A 17,851-nucleotide genomic window follows, 5' to 3' on the forward strand; every position below is an offset into this window, starting at 1 on the left:
TCACAAAGCTGGCGGGCGGGCACCGGGCTTGCGTTCCTAACCGCCGACGCTGGCCACTAGGAAGTCATGTCCAGGAGCACCCATGATCGTCGTCATCATGCTCGCGGCCTTCGCCGCACAAGGGCTAGGTGGCAGTGTGGGTATCGGAGCGGATTCCATGCTGGCTTGCGCGCTGTTTGGCCTGGGGCTCACGCCCGCCGTCGCCATCACCACCCTTCACTTGAGCAAAGCCGGGGTCGGTTTGGGGGCCACGGTTGCCCACACACGCGCGGGCAATGTGCATTGGCCCACCGTTGCTCGACTCGCCATCCCCGGCAGTATCGCCGCTGGAATCACCGCCGCCGCCCTTGCCGCCGCGATCTCACACTCCGCCTCGACGGTGACGTGCTTGGCTTTGGCCGCATTGGGAGGAATCGTCCTGTTCCGGTTCGGTTTCGGGCCGCTTCCCTCCTTCAACCCGGCGCCGTCAGGCTGGGTGGCGCCCGCCGGTCTCATCGGAGGAGCCTTTAGTGTCACCAGCGGCCTGGGATGGGCCTCAGCCCCTGTGTCTGTCCTGCTGAGCACTACCCGGGCCGAACCACGACATGTCCTAGGCTCGACGGCGGCGGCCGGAACGATGGTGTCGTTCACTGCCGCCATAGTCCTATTTTGGAGGCTTCCGCAAGCGGGCATCGTGTGGCCGCTGGTGGCTGGCATCACCGTGGCCGGAGTGCTCGTCGCCCCATTCGTGGCTTGGATTGTCCGCAGGCTGCCTCCGGCCGTTCTCGGTGTCTCATCCGGTGCCGCGCTCATGGCGCTCAATCTGCTCTACCTGCGTCCGTCGATACCGGCGTGGGCGGCCCTGGCCGGGCTACTGGCCATCGCCGGCCTGTGGATGGTCGCTCTCGCCCACGCGATCAGGACTCATCGGCGAGTAGGGGGCGTTCAGGCCGCTCTCACCCCTGGCCACAGCTCAGAGAACGAGACCGACACCGGGCCACCGCGGCAGCGCGAAACCATTCCGTCGCTCAGAGTCGCCGGCCCTGAGCCATCCGAGGAATCGCACGAGCCTTCGCCGGCTCTACGGCGCAACGAGATCGGAAACCAGACCGGGTACGGTGACGATCCGCCTATGGTGGAAGGTAGTGGCCACAGGCACGTCACCAAGACCGGCTCCACGACGATCTAAGGATGTGGCACTTATGACGCCCGACCGCACGCGCGTCCGCTCGCTCCTGGCCTCGGTCGCCACCGGCGAGACCGAAGCGACCCAGGCACACGCCCAATCTTTGAAGAAAACCGAGCGCGCCTACTACTACCAGCTGGCCACGGCTTTGTTCACCGAAGCCTTGGCCGTTTACTTTCGGCGCGACCACTCGCTGGACGCCGTACAGGAATTTTCAATCCAGCTAGAGCGCGACGAGCGCGGTGGTGAACCGGCGATTTCCCGGCAGGACATCGAGGGGCTCATTCGGGCGATGATGGGTGAGGAGGAGCGCTTTGGCGACCTTACCCCCGAAAAGCAGTTCCGGGTGCAGCTGCTGACCATCAAGAAGGTCACCAGTGATTCAAAGACGTTCTGGACGCGGTTTGACTTCCACTTGGACGAGGCCGAAACCATCGTCCGCGAATGGTACGAGGACATGGGTCGCTCATGAGGCGAACGTAGTCGAGTCCAAGACCGTCAGCACACCGTAAGCAAAACGCAATGCGCTGTGCGGACACTGGTCTCCACACCGAATTCTCCCGCTTAGACGGGCAGAAAAGCTGGATAAGGAGACCACCATGACCGCTACCGACCGCCGCGCCTTCGAACGCCCCTACGGCTGGGACTCCCATTTGCTCGACCTGGGAGCCTATCTGCGCCGCATCGGCTATGAAGGTTCACTCGATCCGACCTTGGACACGTTGCGAGCGCTCAACACCGCGCACGCGGTCACCTTCCCGTTCGAAAACCTCGACGTCATGGCCGGGCTAGAGCCGCGGCTCGACCTCGAAGGACTTCAAGACAAAATGGTCAGACGCAGACGCGGCGGCTACTGCTACGAACAGAACACGCTCTTCGCCGCAGTACTGGAGCGATTGGGCTTCAATGTCACCGGTCTCAACGCGCGCGTCATGGACAGCCCCGATAGCTCCCTGTTGCGCGCCACCGGCCACGCCGCGATCAAGGTGGATCTCGATGGACGCGAGTGGTTCACCGATGTGGGCGTGGGCGACATGGGGCCACTGGAGCCGCTGGAACTGGTCGACGGCTATCACGCCGTCTTCGGAGCGGGCTGGCGCTACCAGATCAAGAAACTCGACTTCCAGATGTGGGCGATGCGCGAATGGAACGCCACCGAACAGCACTGGGTCAACATCCACCGTTTCGCCCTAGCGCCATCTTTTCGGGTTGACTACGTGGACGCGAACTACATCGCCGCGCATCACCCACGTTCACCGTTTAGAAAGAGCTACGTTTTGGCCCGCAATGGCCAAAGCGCCAAGCACGGGCTGACCGGCCTACAGCTGAAGACCAAGCGGCCAGATGGGACGGTCCAGAATAGGACCCTAGAACCGAAGGAAGTCCCCGACGCCATGGGCGACTTGTTCGACCTCCAGCTCAACGCCGCCGAGCGCTCAGAGGTCATCGCCCGCGTCAAGCCCATGGAGCCCGAAGAACTCACCGCCGACTAACCACCACCCACACAAGTGGGCCCCGAAGCTACGCTTCGGGGCCCACCTTCGTCAAGAGTGACTACTACTTGTTGTCCTGCTTGTCCTTGATCGAGTCCGACGGAAGCATCTTCCAGTCCGGGTTGGCGAAGAAGTTCTTCGTCTCCTTGACCAAAACCGGCGTCAGGATCAACAGACCGATCAGGTTCGGCAGCGCCATCAGACCGTTGAACGTGTCGGAGATGTCCCACACCAGGTCCAGGCTAGCCACCGCGCCCACATAGATCATGGCGACGAAGAGACCTCGATAGGCCAACGAGGCCTTGAAGCCGAACAGTCTTTCCAGGCAACGCTCGCCGTAGTAGGCCCAGCCGACCAGCGTCGACACAGCGAACACGATCAAGCCCAGCGTGACAATGATGCCAGCGCCGGCGTTACCCCACAGTCCTTCGACAAAGGCGACCCGAGTCAGCTCGGCGGCGGCATAGGACTCGCCTTCGCCGTCGACCATGCCCAAGGCGCCGGTGACGATGATGACCATACCGGTCAGCGTCACGACCACGATCGTGTCGATGAAGGTCTGGGTCATGGCCACCATGCCCTGTCGAACCGGCTGGTCGGTCTTGGCCGCGGCCGAAGAGATACCGGCCGTTCCCAGGCCCGCCTCGTTGGAGAACATGCCACGGGCGATGCCCTGTCGAACCACCGTCAGGATCGCCGCACCCGCGAAACCACCCACGGCGGCCGAGCCGGTGAAGGCTTGGCTGAAGATCGCGCCGAAGGCGGCGGGCAGGTCGGCGACATTGATCACCAGGACGAACAGCGCCGCCGAAATGTATCCGACGATCATGACCGGCACCAGCGCCGCCGAGAAGCGGCCGATGGCCTTGATGCCGCCCAGGATGACCAGACCGGCGATCACCATCACGACTAGGCCAGTCCACTGCGGAGCGATGTCCCACTGTCCCTCGACAGCGGCGGCCACCGAGTTGGATTGCGCCATGTTGCCGATACCGAAGCTGGCGATCACGCCGAAGACGGCGAAGGAAATCGCCAGTACCTTGCCGAGGTTGTTCTTGATACCCGACGATAGGTAGTACATCGGGCCGCCGGTGCGCAGACCCTTTTCGTTGACTTCTCGGTACTTGACACCGAGTACCGCCTCGGAGTACTTGGTGGCCATACCGATGACACCGCTGACCCACATCCAGAACAGGGCTCCGGGTCCGCCAATGGCGATCGCGGACCCAACGCCCGCGATATTTCCGACGCCGACCGTGGCGGCCAACGCGATGGCAAGGGATTGATAGTGGCTGATGTCGCCGTCTTCGCTGGCCGGTTCGTTACGTTTCACGATTCCCATATAGAGCCCGTAGCCGAGCTTGCGGAATTGAATTCCACTCAGGCTCGCGGTCAGCCAGACACCCACGATGAGAATGAGCGGAATAATGAGGAAGGGACCCCAAACAAAGCTGTTTGTGGTGTCGACAGCCGGTCTTATCGTGTCTTCGAAATTGTCAAAAGCGTTGGCGAGAATCATCGGGTCCTCCCAGTGGGGTGGTGTAGCGCCGTGTGGGCCAGGCGGCCCGGAGATGTCGCCACGAGCGGCCCAGACGCACAGTGATGGGGTCGTTCACGTGTAGGAACGACCCCAGTTGGCGTTTGTCCAGACGGCACTTGGCAAGACCTCCTTAGTGCGGACCGAGGGCGATCTGGTCGCCTCGGGCCATGCGTTCGCAGCGGACAAAGCGGAGCGCCTGAGCGTGAAGGGTGGGCAATGCCACGGTTAGTGGGATTAGTCAGCACGCCGACGACTGTTCCCTCCGTTGTGACAAATACCCGGCAAATCCGCTAGCAGGGTGCGCAAGCACGAACGCGGCAGTCGGTGCTCGACAAACCGCGTCTTTTAGCCTCGTGCGCAATGGACACTTGCGCACTGTGACTGATGTTACGCATTCCTGAACGGGAGTCTAGAACTTTTTTGGCCAATTATTAAGAGACACCGAAAAGCTTTACCGTTTTGTGAGTAACGCCCGCCACCTCACCGCCTCGGTGAGCTCATGCCACACTGCGCAAATGAGGGCAACCACCGGCGATGTCGGGGGCATCTCGTATCGTGCGAAGTATGAACGAGATTACGTGGTGTGAGGGTCCCTTGATTGGCTTCGACACCGAGACGACCGGAGTGCGCACGGACAGTGATCGCATCGTGACGGCGGCACTGACCCAAGACGCGGGCGCGCGCACGTGGCTGATCAACCCTGGCGTTCCCATCCCACCCGGTGCCTCAGCCGTCCACGGCATCACCGACGACATCGCCCAACGCGACGGCGTCGCCCCAGAGAAGGCCCTAGCCGAAATCAGTGAGCATCTCAACGCGGCCGCCGAGGACGGGACCCCTATCGTGGCGTTTCGGGCTGGGTTTGACTTGACGATGCTCTCCTATGAGCTAGACCGCCACGGCCTAGCTCAACTGCCCTGGGACCAACTGCGGGTCATTGACCCGTCAGTGCTGGATAAACAAGCAGATCGGTTCCGGCGAGGCAAACGCAAGCTGGAAAACGTCTGCGAACACTACGCGGTGAGCTTGCAAGACTGGCACACTGCCGAAGCCGACGCACAGGCAGCGGTGGCCCTCGCACGCGCGATCGGCCGCACCTTCCCTGACCTGGCCCGCCTGGCCCCGGCTGATCTTCATGCGGCCCAAGTGGGCTGGTTTGCCGAAGACGCGGCCTCCCTCGAAGCGTTCTTCCGGTCAAAAGGACGCGACGAGACAGTCGACCGGCGTTGGCCGCTAAGCCGCTGAGTAGATCTTCCCAGCACAAAGGTGGACCCCGACCGATCCGGTCGGGGTCCACCTTGCGTGTTTGGCGCGCTTAGCGCGGCGCGCTGCGCGAACGTCTCACCGCTTGTGGCTCGCGTGGGCCAGAGACGACCTAGGCCGACTCTCCGTTGTATTCCTCTTCGATCTCGAAGGGGTACAGGCACTCGTATTCGTCTTCGTGGAATCGTGGCACGTCGATGCAGTCGCGGTTCTGGGTTTCCAAGGGCTGACCCATGGGCACTCGCATTGTCACCGACTCGCCCGAGGCAAACGTGAATTCGAGGGTCAACAGCTGCCCGGAGGTGAAGTCCTCGTGGAGACCCTCCACTTGCAGGAAGAATTCGTTCTGTTCCAGGAGTGCTAGACGGCCAGAGGGGCCGATCTCCAGCGAGAAGTCGGACTCACCGGAGACGCTGTCGGCCTCGGTGGTCTCTGTTTCCTCACTGGCCTCGTCCTCGGTTGACTCCTGCTCACCGTTGTCGGTGCCGTTGTCCTCGCCCTCTTCGGGACCATTCTCCGTGCCGTTGTCCTCGTCGCCTTCGGCGTCGTCTTCCTCGGCCGGGTCTTCGTCGGGCTCGGGGGCCGAACCGGTCACGAGCGTGACGGCGTCGGCGTCGGGAGAGGTGACGTCAACCAGGCTGTCGCTCTCCTGCCCCCGGTTGGCGATGAACACGCGCAGGGGGGCATTGTCACCGGCCTGATAGCCCTCCAGCCCCGGGTACTCGACCTGGACGTCACGCAGGAACATCTCGCCAGCTTCGGCGTCCGCGCCCGCGATGGCCGGAGGTTTGGTGTCAGTCCAGGTAACCTGGCCCGCGCCGCAGGCGGACAGGGCCATTGCCGCTACGGCTCCTACCGCAATTGCAGATACCCGCGTCATGGAGTTTGCCGTAGCCACAGCACACCCTTTCTCGTTCGTTGGCACACGATGCGACGTCGATGACGTCGCAACCCGCGCTTGAAGGCAAGAATCCTCATTCGACCGACCACATTCGCACACCATCGCGGTGAACTATTCGATGCGGTCGCCGGAGGCTCTAGGCCGAATGGGGCTCAAGGTCTCTTCCTCCACGCGCGCGGAGGAGTTCAGGCATAGCCTAATAGAAGCCCTCGCCCCCTAGTAGGCAACCCGGACACCCCGCGTGGTCGCGGTCACTGAAAGCGCACGTGACGCGGTCGCGGGACTGCAATCTACGCCTCAATGCGGCGATCTGAGAACGATTCATACTCGCGCCTGCCGTAGAGTAATTGATCACATACGGGCTGACCTGCGGATTCGATGCACTGCGGTTACCCGATCCGGAGCGCTTACGTGTTACTCTAGACACAGCGAAAGGGGTTTCGATCCTATGGGTTTTAGTGTCGGCGAGACCGTTGTCTACCCCCACCACGGGGCCGCACTCATTGAAGCTGTCGAAACTCGCAACATCGGCGGTGTCGAACAAGACTACCTAGTGCTGCGAGTGGAACAAGGCGACCTGACGGTGAAAGTGCCAGCCAAGAACGTGGAAATGGTTGGCGTCCGCGAGGTAGTCGGTTCCGAAGGGCTCAATGAGGTCTTTGAAGTACTGCGTGCTCCGCACACAGAAGAACCAACGAACTGGTCGCGGCGTTACAAGGCGAACGTGGAAAAGCTCGCCTCTGGTAACCCGCTCAAGATTGCCGAGGTCGTCCGCGATCTCTGGCGTCGCGATAAGGAACGCGGTCTATCAGCCGGCGAAAAGCGCATGCTGACCAAGGCTCGCGAAATCCTCGTCGGGGAAATTGCGCTGGCAGAAGACAGCACAAAAGACGAAGCCGAGTCCCTGTTGGACAAGGTACTTCTGTCTGAAGCCCCGGTTGCATAGAGTAACTCCGGCGCCACTGTTCGCCATAACCGTGTATTGACCACACGGCGTTTCCCGTTGCGTAAAAGTAGCGAACGCCAGGCCAGAGCACACTGCGCCAGGTACGACGAACAGCGACAAGACCGGGTTCATCACTACAACGGCTACGGAACATCGGCTACAAGATGATGCCTACAAACGACGAGGACCGTGACTCACTTCAAGGTGATGTCACGGTCCTCATTCCTGCCGCTGGGCAGGGCCTGCGCTTGGGAGGAACCCTCCCCAAGGCCCTACGACTCCTGCGCGGACGCACCCTCCTTCAACACGCCGTTGACCGTGCCGCAGCAGCACCCTCGGTGTCCGCGATCATCGTCGCGGCACCACCCGGATGGGAGGAGCAGGTTCGCCAACAGCTCTCCTGGTGCCCACTAGTCACTGTCACCACCGGAGCGCAGAATCGCCAAGCCTCGGTGGCAAAGGCCCTCGCGTTGGCCCCCAGGGCCGATATCGTGCTCGTTCACGACGCGGCCCGGGCCCTCACCCCGCCAGCCATCTTCGAAGCAGTCGCCGCGGCGATCCGATCCGGAGCCGACGCCGCCGTCCCCGCACTGGCGGTAACGGACACCATCAAGGTCGTCGACGCCGAAGGCATCGTCACTGCCACCCCACAACGTGAAAACCTGCGTGCCATCCAGACGCCGCAGGGCTGTCGCGCCGACCTTCTGGCCCGAGCACACGCGGCCTCCTTCGATGTGGCGACCGATGACGCCGGCCTCATCGAACGACTCGGAGGCCGGGTTAAAACTGTCCCCGGCTCCCATATGGCCATGAAGATCACTCATCCGGCGGATATGGAATGGGCCCAACACCTACTCGATACAGTGGGGGACGCGAACCAAGGAGGCTAATTCACGTGGGCGACAACAGGGCAGAATCCCCTCAACCGCGCTTGGGCCGACCCGATCCGCACCAGCCTTCGCAAGCGGCCTCGTTCGGGGAAGCCGCCCCATTCGCCATCGGCCACGGCACCGATGTGCATCGTTTCGATGCGGACAGCGAGTGTTGGGTCGCCGGTCTCAAATGGGACGACACGCTCGGCCTCTCAGGGCATTCGGATGGAGACGTCGCCGCCCATGCCGCCTGCGATGCCCTATTCTCGGCCGCTGGCATCGGCGATTTGGGGTCTAACTTCGGCACAGCCCGACCCGAATGGGCCAACGCCGCCGGAGTCACCCTGCTCTCCGAAGCGGCCCGCCGCGTACGCGACCATGGCTGGGCCATCGGGAACGTGAGCATACAAATCATCGGCAATCGACCCAAGATCGGTACCAGGCGCGAGGAGGCGCAAGCCATCCTGGCCCAAGCAGTAGGGGCCCCGGTACGGTTGAGTGCCACGACCACCGACGGGCTCGGCTTCACCGGCCGAGGCGAGGGGCTGGCGGCAACCGCCGTAGCTCTTCTGTACCGCTAGATTCCGTGATGCGAGCGTATTGGGCCACATGACTGACGACGACTTCACCGGACTGACGATTCCCGAGCGCCTAGAACGCGCCGAACTCATGTATGACCTCGGCCAGCTGCCCGACGCCAAGCACGAGGTCGAGGCCGCGCTCCACATCGACCCGTTCCATACCGATGCCAACGCGATGAAAGCCGTCGTCGAACTGGCCGATGGCGACGCCGACAACGCCTTGGCCTCTGCCGGAACAGCGCTCCAGCTCGACCCGTACCACTCTCGCGCGATGATCACTCGTGGTTACGCCCTCGCCGCTCTCAAACGCCGCGACGAGGCCATGCAGGCCGCGGCCAACATCCTAGACACCGACCACTCTTCGTGGCTATATCAAGTGCACTATGCCCTCATCACTCGCCAAGTGAAGAACGGACAGCACACCATCGACGCGGCATGGAATGCGGTCCATCTTGCGCCCGATGAGCCCCGCGCGCATCTGGCGCTAGCGGTGGTCGCCGCCGATTTGGGCTTGGACGACCTGTCGAAGCGGGCCCTCGCAGCCGCGCAACGGCTTGACCCGGAAGCCATCACCAAGGTTGAGGACCTCGCCGAAGGACGCACGATCTCCTCGCGGGGCGCGGTCTCGGCTGACGGCACTGCCCAGTCGGCCGATGATGTCGCTGAGTCCTCCAGCGGTAAACGTCTGGGGAAGGGGGTGGCGCGGTTCTACGGCAATGCCCTCGGCACTGGCCAAGGCGCGGCGCATGATCCGCGGCAAGAACGCCGCCCGGCCGGCCGGCACAACCTGTTCACCGGGCCGATGTTGCCGCCGATCCTATTGGGCATCGGCTCAATCTTCGGTGTGGTCTTTCTGTTCTCCCTGGTGGGCCCCGACGAGTTGACAGGCGGGCGCATTTTCATGGGGGTTATCGCCGCAGCGGCGCTGATCGGCTGGTATTTCAAGCGCGAACCCCAGTCGGGCGATAGTTCCGAGCGCTGACTCCGTGGCCGAGGCTCCGGGGCCACAACAAGTGTCCTGAACCCGACTCAAGTACACCTTTGCGACCTAGTGTGTCGCATGAGAATTATGAGAATTTATACGTAGTTTTGCTCGTATGGTGACATACGAACACGAAATGCCGCTGACTCTACTGCGGCACCATCCCGAGAGCGGGCCAGCTCTTGTCACTCGGCTGCTAGGCCTCGAGCTACCGGCCTACACCTCGGTACAGCCTGCCTCAGAGGCGCTGACCACCACCTATCCTCCCGAGCTGAACTGTGACGGGGCCGGGGTCCTCTACGACGACGAGGGTAGGGCTGTAGCGGCGCTCATAGTCGAGATGCAGATGAGCCACGATCCCGACAAGCAATACACCTGGTTCGCCTACTTGGCGAACCTGTGGAGAAGAGTCAAGTGCCCCACTCACCTCATCGTGATCTGTCCGGGGAGAGGCACGGCCAAACGAGCCCGCGAAGCAGTGACAATCGGGCACCACGGCATGTGCTTCGCGCCAACTGTACTGGGACCAGACAACATCCCCGAGGTGATCGAACCGGTCACAGGGCCAGACAGCCTCCTGCTCACCTTCCTGTCGGCATTGGTACACCCCGACAGCGCTGCGCGGGAGGAAATCGGAAAGAACCTCAACGACGAATTCGGAGAACTCAGTGTTGACCAGGCAGTCGAGTATGCTAAATGTGCGCTCGCAACGTTCAAGGAACCGATGCGCATGGTTATGGAGGGGCTGATGAAAACGGAGAAGTACGACTATCATCGCGCGCTGCTGGGTGACTCAGCCGACACCTACCTGGCACGCGGCAAGGCTGAAGGCATTGCCGAGGGCAAAGTCGAGGGCAAAGTCGAGGGCAAGGCCGAGCTGATATTCGTCCTCATCGCATCGCGCGGAATCACGGTGACCGAAGAGCAACGGCAACGTGTTAGCCAATGCCGCGACAGCGAACTACTCGATTCCTGGGCAGTCAAGGCCATGAACGCCACCGAAGCCGCCGACATCTTCGGCTAATCTCCACATAGCATTCGCGGTGGTGGGTAGGCAATGAAATCGAAGTTGTCTCCCACTACCGATCACCTAAGCGGCCATTGGCTGACATGAGATCGTCATCAGCCTCGACCTGTGGCTTCATCCGCAGCCATTGATATGCCGGGACCTATAACGAGGCTCATGCGAAAGTGCACATTCAAGGCCGCAGGAGGCGAAGTCTAGGCAGGTAGACGAGCCGACGAGGACCCCGAGAGTGTTTTTGTGCGAACCTCGACCTGTGAAGTTCCCGATCTCAACCTCAGGCTCGGCATCCCTTTCCAAGAATTCGGTGAGCTGATCATCAAAGCGGCCAGGGCCGAAACGATCGCCCTCTGCGTTGAGGCTCGCAGCGCTCTCCCACTTCGCTGACCCATCGTCCACAGTGTTGCTAATCACTGTCACGAAGGAGACTCGTCTCTGTCGGTGAGCGCGCTGAAGTCATACCGTGGAGAAGTCTCGTCCATCGACTCGGGCAGCATGTGGACTTCGTATTTCGTAGGCATCGCCTCCAGCGGTTGGATCAACCGTTCACCTCGGAAACGGATTACAGCCCGACCTGGAGTCACACGAGGTTGGCATCGTCGCCGGTCTCGCATTGCCACGCCAACATTTCGGGAGCGACATGCCCTTGCCGCTGATCGTCCTCGCCATCGGTGCCTTCGGCATCGGGATGACCGAATTCGTCGTCATGGGCATCCTCCCCAACGTCGCCGAATCCCTCGATGTCTCCCTGCCCAGCGCCGGGTTGCTCATCTCCGCCTACGCCCTGGGGGTCGTGGTTGGCGCGCCCATGATCACCATGGTCGCCACCAAAATGGAACGCAAAAAGTTCCTACTCATCCTCATGGGCTGCTTTACCGCCGCCAACATGTTGTCGGTGATCGCACCCGACTACTGGACGTTGCTGGGCTCACGTTTCCTCTCCGGCCTGCCGCACGGGGCCTACTTCGGCGCCGCCGCCGTTGTCGGGGCGGGGATGGTCTCCTTCGACCGCCGCGCCCGCGCCATAGCCGTGATCATGTCCGGCCTGACCCTGGCCACCGTATTCGGCGTTCCGCTCGGGACGCTCGTAGCCCAGCAGACCAGCTGGCGCTTTACCTTCCTCATCGTCACCGCGATCGGCCTGATCACCATGATCGCCATCCATCGCACCGTCCCCAATCAGGCTGACCTGATTGCCCCGACCAGCCCGCAGGCCGAAGTCAGAGCGTTGGGAAACCGTCGGGTCGTCATGACACTGTTGACCGGAACAATCGGGTTTGGTGGCCTGTTCGCCTGCTACGCCTACATCACGCCGATCCTGACCGACGTCACCGGCTTCCGGCCCACGACCGTGGCGTTCATTCTCGCGCTGACCGGCATCGGATTCACCGCCGGAAACTTCATTGGCGGGCATGTGGCCGACCTATATCCGCAAAAGGGCCTATACGTCGCCTTTAGCAGCCTCGCGGTCGCCCTGACGGCGATGTATTTCAGCGTCGAAACCCCCGTGGCCGCCGTCGTCGCGGCGTACATCATGGCCAACACGGCCGGAATGATCAGCCCGATTCTGCAACGGCTCCTCCTCGACGCCGCACACGAAGCACCGTCGCTGGCCTCGGCCTTGCACCACTCGGCGTTCAACCTCGCCAACGCTCACGGCGCGTGGCTGGGTGGCATGGCCATCAGCCTCGGGTTCGGGCTAGCTTCCCCGATCCTGGTGGGCACCGCTTTGGCCCTGACGGGACTGCTGCTATCGGTCGGTGTCGCCTGGGCCCACCGCGATAAACCACCGCTGGGTGCCGCTCCAGCCACCTCGGAAGTCACTGCCGAGGCACAGCTCAAGGGCTGATACGAGCGCTCCTGTCCGGGGAAAGGTCGAGCCGCCGCAGCAGCTGCGCGTTCAGCGCCACCACGATGGTCGATGCCGACATCAGCATGGCCCCGATCGACATGGGCAGCACAAAACCCACCGACGCCAGCGCTCCCGCTGCCAGCGGCACCGACACCAGGTTGTACCCGGCGGCCCACCATAGGTTCTGTTTCATCTTTCGGTAGCTGGCGCGCGAGAGCTCGATGACCGACAGGACCGACCGTGGATCGTCGCTGGCGAGAATGACTCCGGCGGAGGCAATCGCCACGTCGGTTCCCGCGCCAATGGCGATGCCGACGTCAGCTTGCGCGAGTGCGGGCGCGTCATTGACGCCGTCGCCGACCATGGCGACCTTTCGTTTCTCCTCTTGAAGTTCCTTGACCTTTCCGGACTTGTCCTCGGGGCGCACTCGGGCGAACACGCGGTCAATGCCCAACTGCGCGGCGACAGACTGGGCAACGGCTTCGGCGTCACCGGTGATCATGACAACCTGGACGCCTCGCTCATGCAATGCCGAGACTGCCGCTTGCGATTCGGGCCGGATCTCATCGGCGAGTTTCACAGCCGCGATAAGCTCCCCATCGGCAAGGACGTGCAGGATGATCGCCCCGTCAGATCGCCACTGTTGGGCAATCGCCAGTTCAGATTGGCCTTGCTCTTCCAATAGGTAGGGCCCGCCGACGCGAACTTGTTGCCCAGCAACGGTTGCCGTGACTCCAACGGCTGGGGCGGACGTGAAGTCGGTGGCGGCGGGTATGGACAGGCCACGGCCTCGAGCGGCTTTGACGATCGCGACGGCCAGCGGGTGTTCACTGTCCATTTCGGCCGCTGCGGCAAGGGTGAGAACGTCGTCCTCTCGCCAGTCGCCCACGGTCTCAATGGCAGTCACGGTTGGTTCACCTTTGGTGAGCGTGCCTGTCTTGTCGAAAAGTACCGTGTCGACGGTACGCATGCGCTCCAGCGCGAGGCGGTCCTTGACCAGGATTCCGCCGCGGGCGGCGCGTTCGGTGGCAATGGAGACGACCAAGGGAATCGCGAGCCCCAGCGCGTGCGGGCAGGCGATTACGAGCACGGTGATGGTGCGAACTACGGCGGCATCGGGCACTCCCAATACCGTCCAGATCACGGCGGTGATGGCGGCGGCACTCAGCGCGAACCAGAACAACCATCCGGCTGCGATGTCGGCTAGCCTTTGCGCTCGCGAAGAGGAGTTTTGAGCGTCGGTGACGAGACGCTGAATCCCTGCCAGCGCCGTGTCGTCGCCGATCGCGGTCACTTCCACGCGAACGCCAGAGTCTGCCGCGACGGTCCCGGCTACCACGTGGTCGCCGACATCGCGGCGCACTGGGCGCGACTCGCCGGTGACCATCGATTCGTCCATGCTGGCCGAGCCGTCGATAATGCGGCCGTCGGCGGGCACCGTTCCACCCGGACGCACGACGATGACGTCACCGAGCTGGATGTCTGCCGGAGAGATGGTGACGATGTGGCTTCCTTCGACCCGTTCGGCTTCGTCGGGCAGTAGTGCCGCCAGGGAGTCGAGTGCCGAGGTGGTTCGGGCGAGCGAACGCATTTCGATCCAGTGGCCCAGCAGCATGATGATCACTAGTAGCGCCAGTTCCCACCAGAAGTTCAGTTGCCCATCGAGGATTTTGAGGCTGGCTCCCCATGAGGCGACGAAGGCGACGGTGATGGCTAGGCCGATGAGCAGCATCATGCCTGGTGCGCGGTTCTTGATCTCTCCGATCGCCCCGGTGAGGAATGGCTGACCGCCCCAGAGGTAGACGACGGTGCCTAGCAGGGGCGAGACCCAGGGCACCCAGGCCAGGTCGGGAAGTTGGTAGCCCAGGAGCATGGCGAACATGTCGTTGAATATGACCACGGGTATGCCCAGGGCCAGCATGATCCAAAAGAGGCGGCGAAACTGTCCTACGTGGTCTCCGTGTCCGCCTTGTGCGTGGTCGTGGTGGGAGTGGGAGGCGCCGGGCTGGTCGTCCGGGGCGCTGTGCCCCTGGTCGGGGTCGAGGTGACTGGCGTGCTGGGCCAGACCCGGGCCCGAGCGCGCTGAGTCGTGGTGGTGTGGCTGCTCCATAGGTACTCCCCCGTTCGATCGTACGGATCGGTTGAGCGCTGGTGGTGGTTTCGGTGTTTGTGGCCCGTGGCGAACCCTGGTTGTCCGCCACGGGCTAGTGGGTTAAGCCAACAGTGGCGTAGGCGGCGGGGTCTTCGTCGAACATTGGGCCGCAGGTTTCGCAGCACAGCCAGTACCGCTGTCCCAGGTAGTCGCGGTAGAGGCCTGCTGCTTCGGCTTCGCTTTTGATGACGGTGCTGCCGGGCATGACCGGGCAGTCGACGATGTCCTCGGCCTTGGTGGCGGCCAGCGTTTCGGCCGACGGGTGGTGGCAGCCGCTGGGGGCTGGTTGGTCGGGTTCGTGTGATGCCATAAGTTATTCCTCCTCCATATACCCACTAGGGGTATCCTTAAGACCTGTATACCCCATGTGGGTATTACCGACAAGGGGCTCGGCTAAGAATTCTGGTTGCCAGGTGCCGAAGTGAGTTCAGTTTCCTCTCGTGCCACACTCCCCGTCGGGGGGATATGCCGCAAGCGCGTGGCAGCGATGATCGATGCCACGACGGCGATACCAGCGGCCACCGCCGAGGCCACATTAAGACCACTAGCAAAGGCGGCCCGAGCTGCTTCCAGCAGCGAGACGCTGATGTCTGCCGACACTTGCCCAGCCCCGGCGATGGCACCGTCGAGGCTGTCTTCCGCTGCGGCCCGCACTTGGGCCGGCGTCTCAGAGGGAAGCGTGTCGGCTATCTCGGAGCGATAGGCCGCGACACCTATGCTGCCCACGACGGCGACACCCAACGAAATGCCTAGGTCGTTCGCGGTTGTGGCGAGGCCAGAAGCAGCGCCTGCCTTCTCTGGCTTCACTGATCCGACCACAAGATCAGTCGTCAATGCCATCGACGGGGCCACGGCCGGATAGAGAATGATGAAGCCTGCTAGAACCAGCGGCAGCCCAGAGGTGCTGTTCACTTGCGTCAACAACAGATAGCCAATGACTTGGACGGCCAAGCCCGTAGCGATCACATTTCCGGGCCGGACTCGCCGCGCCAGCATGGGCGAAGACACCGCCACCACGATGAGCAGAAGCGCCGCTGGCAATATCGCCAGCCCAGTCTGAAGCGGCGACAAGCCCATAACAAGCTGCAAGTGCTGTGTGAGCAGGAAATAGACCCCTCCCAGGGCTGCCGCCGACAGGATGAACACACTCAGGGCCCCGCTAACGGTGGGGTTGGCGAACAGTCGCACATCCAGCAAGGGCGCTGGCAGCCGCAGCTGGCGGGCCACGAACCAAATCCCGAAGGCCACCCCCATGGCGATCGCCGCAGCAGCTATCGCTACCGAACCGTCCCCAGCTAGGCGTTTAACGCCATAGATTGCGGGTAGCAAAGTCGCCAGCAAAATTGCGGCGCTCATAACGTCAAGTTTTCCCGCGTTCGGATCCCTATGTTCAGGCAGCAACAGCGGCGCGGCGATAAAGACCAGCGCCATTACTGGAACGGCCACCAGGAACGTCGAGCGCCATGAAAACAACTCCAGCAATACGCCGCTGAGCAATGGCCCGAGTGCAACTCCGGCCGAAATACCCGCCGCCCAAAGCCCGATGGCGACACCGCGCTGCTTGACGTCATTGAACATAGCGAAGATCAGCCCGAGGGTCGCGGGCATTTGGGCTGCGGCGGCAATACCGAGCACGGCCCGCCACAGGATCATCATCGACGGGTCGTTGGTGAAGGCGGCGAGGACTGACACCAGTCCGAACACCGCCGCCCCCGCCATGAGCAGCATCCGTCGCCCCACTTTGTCGCCCAGTACGCCCATGGCGACTAGGAAGCCAGCCATGAGAAACCCGTAAATGTCGAGAATCCACAGCAACTGGGTGCTGCTCGGGTGCAGGTCTGCGGCCATATGGGGTGCGGCCAGAAACAGGATCGTGAGCATCATGAACAGGAGCATCGAGGGAAGTATCAGTAGAGCGAGCCCCATCCATTCACGTCGCCCCGCTGTGTGGCCGGTCGCCAGATTCACATCAGACATCAGGTGCCACCTCGGTTTCACACCGTCGGTAAGTCATTGTTTCTCCTCAATTGAGATATACCCCTGGGGGGTAATGGCGAATTCATTTATACCCCCTATGGGTATATGACGCAAGGGCCCCAGGCATATCAGCGCCGCCGCCCAGACGGAGGGCGGCGGCGCTGATATGCCTCATTCAATTGCGGATGAAGGGCTGTCGAAGGTTCCTTAGGCGACTGCGCGGGCGAAACGGCGGCCAGACCAAACCACCATCAGCAGCGTGAATGCCCCAAGGATCACTCCGGCCTGCCAGACGACTGGGTCGTCATAGCTGCCAACGAAAAGGGCCCGGGCCGCGTTGACCGCGTAGGCGAACGGGTTGAAGGCGGCAAGCGTCTGCAACCAGCCCGGGGCCAATGCCATGGGCAACATGATGCCCGACAACAAAATCACCGGCTGCGTCACTGTGTTCAATAGCGGAGCGAGCGCATCTTCGCTCTTTGTCATCAAGGCAAGGCCGTAGGAAATCGCCGAGAGCATGATCGTGATCAGGACGACCAGGCCCATGAGCATAAAGAGACCTTCCCAGTAGATGGTGGTGCCAGCCAACGGAACACTGAGCAAGATCAACAGGGCCACTTGGAAGATCATGCCAACCACGATCGATCCACAACGCCCCAAGAGGAGCGCGAAGCGGGATACGGGCGTGACCCGCATCCGTTCGATGACGCCTTCGCGCAGCTCGGCTATGAGCGCAAACCCCACGGAGATGGAACCAAATAGCGCCATCATGATGAGCAGACCTGGGAGGAATGTCTCCATGACGCCGCGTTCGAAACCGGGCATGTCCTGCATGCCGTTCAGCAGGGGCCCGAAGAGGACGAGGTAATACAGCGGTTGGATGAGCATGACGAACAGCCATATGGGCTGTTTGATTTGCAAGAGGATTCGCCGCTCGAAGACCAAATAAGTGTCGCGGAAGAATTTCATTGGGTGTTACTCCTGAGTTGCTGCGCTTCCTCTAGAGGCGCAGGTGAAAGAGCGCGGTTCGTCTTCTGGCCTCGCGATGCGAAACATGACGCATGGGGCAACTCGACGTTCGCCCCCTGGGCAAAAGAGAGACC

At 62.3% G+C, this 17,851-nt stretch carries 16 protein-coding genes; 10 read left to right on the plus strand and 6 right to left on the minus strand.

Going from position 1 to position 17,851, the window contains the following annotated elements:
- Nucleotides 1-82 precede the first annotated feature (82 nt).
- From JQS30_RS14655 to JQS30_RS14665, 3 genes are all read left to right on the plus strand, one after another.
- Nucleotides 83-1,168: a sulfite exporter TauE/SafE family protein gene (locus JQS30_RS14655; RefSeq protein ID WP_213170983.1), complete on the plus strand. Its 1,086-nt coding sequence runs from the start codon at nucleotides 83-85 to the stop codon at nucleotides 1,166-1,168.
- 13 nt (nucleotides 1,169-1,181) lie between these two features.
- Nucleotides 1,182-1,637: a hypothetical protein gene (locus JQS30_RS14660; RefSeq protein WP_213170984.1), complete on the plus strand. Its 456-nt coding sequence runs from the start codon at nucleotides 1,182-1,184 to the stop codon at nucleotides 1,635-1,637.
- A 127-nt stretch (nucleotides 1,638-1,764) separates the two neighbouring features.
- On the plus strand, nucleotides 1,765-2,658 hold the full coding sequence (locus tag JQS30_RS14665) for an arylamine N-acetyltransferase family protein (protein WP_213170985.1): 894 nt from the start codon (nucleotides 1,765-1,767) through the stop codon (nucleotides 2,656-2,658).
- Nucleotides 2,659-2,722: 64 nt separating this feature from the next.
- Here the strand turns inward: JQS30_RS14665 and JQS30_RS14670 are convergent, their stop codons facing one another.
- Nucleotides 2,723-4,177 carry an alanine/glycine:cation symporter family protein gene (locus JQS30_RS14670; RefSeq protein ID WP_213170986.1) on the minus strand — a complete coding sequence of 485 codons (1,455 nt, stop codon included), beginning with the start codon at nucleotides 4,175-4,177 and terminating at the stop codon, nucleotides 2,723-2,725.
- Nucleotides 4,178-4,762: 585 nt separating this feature from the next.
- Here JQS30_RS14670 and JQS30_RS14675 point away from each other — a divergent pair.
- Nucleotides 4,763-5,443: an exonuclease domain-containing protein gene (locus JQS30_RS14675; protein WP_213170987.1), complete on the plus strand. Its 681-nt coding sequence runs from the start codon at nucleotides 4,763-4,765 to the stop codon at nucleotides 5,441-5,443.
- 130 nt (nucleotides 5,444-5,573) lie between these two features.
- Here JQS30_RS14675 and JQS30_RS14680 read toward each other — a convergent pair whose 3' ends face one another.
- Nucleotides 5,574-6,341, minus strand: coding sequence for a hypothetical protein (locus JQS30_RS14680; protein ID WP_213170988.1), 768 nt, complete (start codon nucleotides 6,339-6,341; stop codon nucleotides 5,574-5,576).
- A gap of 469 nt (nucleotides 6,342-6,810) precedes the next feature.
- Here JQS30_RS14680 and JQS30_RS14685 point away from each other — a divergent pair, with 469 nt between their 5' ends.
- The 6 genes from JQS30_RS14685 (at nucleotide 6,811) to JQS30_RS14710 (ending at nucleotide 12,616) form a co-directional block, all read left to right on the plus strand.
- Nucleotides 6,811-7,308, plus strand: a complete 498-nt coding sequence (locus JQS30_RS14685) for a CarD family transcriptional regulator (RefSeq protein WP_213170989.1) — start codon at nucleotides 6,811-6,813, stop codon at nucleotides 7,306-7,308.
- A 167-nt stretch (nucleotides 7,309-7,475) separates the two neighbouring features.
- A complete protein-coding gene (gene ispD / locus JQS30_RS14690) occupies nucleotides 7,476-8,198 on the plus strand; it encodes a 2-C-methyl-D-erythritol 4-phosphate cytidylyltransferase (RefSeq protein WP_425498878.1) in 723 nt (240 codons plus the stop codon).
- Between the two features lie 107 nt (nucleotides 8,199-8,305).
- Nucleotides 8,306-8,761 (plus strand): 2-C-methyl-D-erythritol 2,4-cyclodiphosphate synthase, encoded by a 456-nt coding sequence (gene ispF, locus JQS30_RS14695; protein WP_343076225.1) that lies wholly within the window; start codon nucleotides 8,306-8,308, stop codon nucleotides 8,759-8,761.
- Between the two features lie 28 nt (nucleotides 8,762-8,789).
- Entirely contained in the window at nucleotides 8,790-9,743 is a 954-nt protein-coding gene (locus tag JQS30_RS14700) for a tetratricopeptide repeat protein (RefSeq protein ID WP_213170992.1), read from the plus strand.
- 115 nt (nucleotides 9,744-9,858) lie between these two features.
- Nucleotides 9,859-10,767, plus strand: coding sequence for an RpnC/YadD family protein (locus JQS30_RS14705; RefSeq protein WP_213170993.1), 909 nt, complete (start codon nucleotides 9,859-9,861; stop codon nucleotides 10,765-10,767).
- Nucleotides 10,768-11,407: 640 nt separating this feature from the next.
- Nucleotides 11,408-12,616, plus strand: a complete 1,209-nt coding sequence (locus JQS30_RS14710) for an MFS transporter (RefSeq protein ID WP_213170994.1) — start codon at nucleotides 11,408-11,410, stop codon at nucleotides 12,614-12,616.
- Here JQS30_RS14710 and JQS30_RS14715 read toward each other — a convergent pair.
- From JQS30_RS14715 to JQS30_RS14730, 4 genes are all read right to left on the minus strand, one after another.
- Nucleotides 12,606-14,729, minus strand: coding sequence for a heavy metal translocating P-type ATPase (locus JQS30_RS14715; protein ID WP_213170995.1), 2,124 nt, complete (start codon nucleotides 14,727-14,729; stop codon nucleotides 12,606-12,608). The genes JQS30_RS14710 and JQS30_RS14715 overlap by 11 nt on opposite strands.
- A gap of 94 nt (nucleotides 14,730-14,823) precedes the next feature.
- On the minus strand, nucleotides 14,824-15,081 hold the full coding sequence (locus JQS30_RS14720; RefSeq protein ID WP_213170996.1) for a hypothetical protein: 258 nt from the start codon (nucleotides 15,079-15,081) through the stop codon (nucleotides 14,824-14,826).
- 83 nt (nucleotides 15,082-15,164) lie between these two features.
- Nucleotides 15,165-16,748: an MFS transporter gene (locus JQS30_RS14725; protein ID WP_213170997.1), complete on the minus strand. Its 1,584-nt coding sequence runs from the start codon at nucleotides 16,746-16,748 to the stop codon at nucleotides 15,165-15,167.
- A gap of 207 nt (nucleotides 16,749-16,955) precedes the next feature.
- Nucleotides 16,956-17,717 carry an ABC transporter permease gene (locus JQS30_RS14730; RefSeq protein ID WP_213170998.1) on the minus strand — a complete coding sequence of 254 codons (762 nt, stop codon included), beginning with the start codon at nucleotides 17,715-17,717 and terminating at the stop codon, nucleotides 16,956-16,958.
- Between the last annotated feature and the right edge of the window lie 134 nt (nucleotides 17,718-17,851).

The organism is Natronoglycomyces albus, assembly GCF_016925535.1.
GTDB lineage: Bacteria > Actinomycetota > Actinomycetes > Mycobacteriales > Micromonosporaceae > Natronoglycomyces > Natronoglycomyces albus.

What these genes read in the sequence shown, in the direction of transcription:
- JQS30_RS14660 (WP_213170984.1), top strand. Translation starts at nt 1,182, where the DNA reads ATGACGCCCGACCGCACGCGCGTCCGCTCGCTCCTGGCCTCGGTCGCC.
- ispD (WP_425498878.1), top strand. Translation starts at nt 7,476, where the DNA reads ATGCCTACAAACGACGAGGACCGTGACTCACTTCAAGGTGATGTCACG.
- JQS30_RS14665 (WP_213170985.1), top strand. Translation starts at nt 1,765, where the DNA reads ATGACCGCTACCGACCGCCGCGCCTTCGAACGCCCCTACGGCTGGGAC.
- JQS30_RS14670 (WP_213170986.1), bottom strand. Translation starts at nt 4,177, where the DNA reads ATGATTCTCGCCAACGCTTTTGACAATTTCGAAGACACGATAAGACCG.
- JQS30_RS14685 (WP_213170989.1), top strand. Translation starts at nt 6,811, where the DNA reads ATGGGTTTTAGTGTCGGCGAGACCGTTGTCTACCCCCACCACGGGGCC.
- JQS30_RS14720 (WP_213170996.1), bottom strand. Translation starts at nt 15,081, where the DNA reads ATGGCATCACACGAACCCGACCAACCAGCCCCCAGCGGCTGCCACCAC.
- JQS30_RS14715 (WP_213170995.1), bottom strand. Translation starts at nt 14,729, where the DNA reads ATGGAGCAGCCACACCACCACGACTCAGCGCGCTCGGGCCCGGGTCTG.
- JQS30_RS14725 (WP_213170997.1), bottom strand. Translation starts at nt 16,748, where the DNA reads ATGTCTGATGTGAATCTGGCGACCGGCCACACAGCGGGGCGACGTGAA.
- JQS30_RS14680 (WP_213170988.1), bottom strand. Translation starts at nt 6,341, where the DNA reads ATGACGCGGGTATCTGCAATTGCGGTAGGAGCCGTAGCGGCAATGGCC.
- JQS30_RS14700 (WP_213170992.1), top strand. Translation starts at nt 8,790, where the DNA reads ATGACTGACGACGACTTCACCGGACTGACGATTCCCGAGCGCCTAGAA.
- JQS30_RS14710 (WP_213170994.1), top strand. Translation starts at nt 11,408, where the DNA reads ATGCCCTTGCCGCTGATCGTCCTCGCCATCGGTGCCTTCGGCATCGGG.
- JQS30_RS14655 (WP_213170983.1), top strand. Translation starts at nt 83, where the DNA reads ATGATCGTCGTCATCATGCTCGCGGCCTTCGCCGCACAAGGGCTAGGT.
- JQS30_RS14675 (WP_213170987.1), top strand. Translation starts at nt 4,763, where the DNA reads ATGAACGAGATTACGTGGTGTGAGGGTCCCTTGATTGGCTTCGACACC.
- JQS30_RS14705 (WP_213170993.1), top strand. Translation starts at nt 9,859, where the DNA reads ATGGTGACATACGAACACGAAATGCCGCTGACTCTACTGCGGCACCAT.
- JQS30_RS14730 (WP_213170998.1), bottom strand. Translation starts at nt 17,717, where the DNA reads ATGAAATTCTTCCGCGACACTTATTTGGTCTTCGAGCGGCGAATCCTC.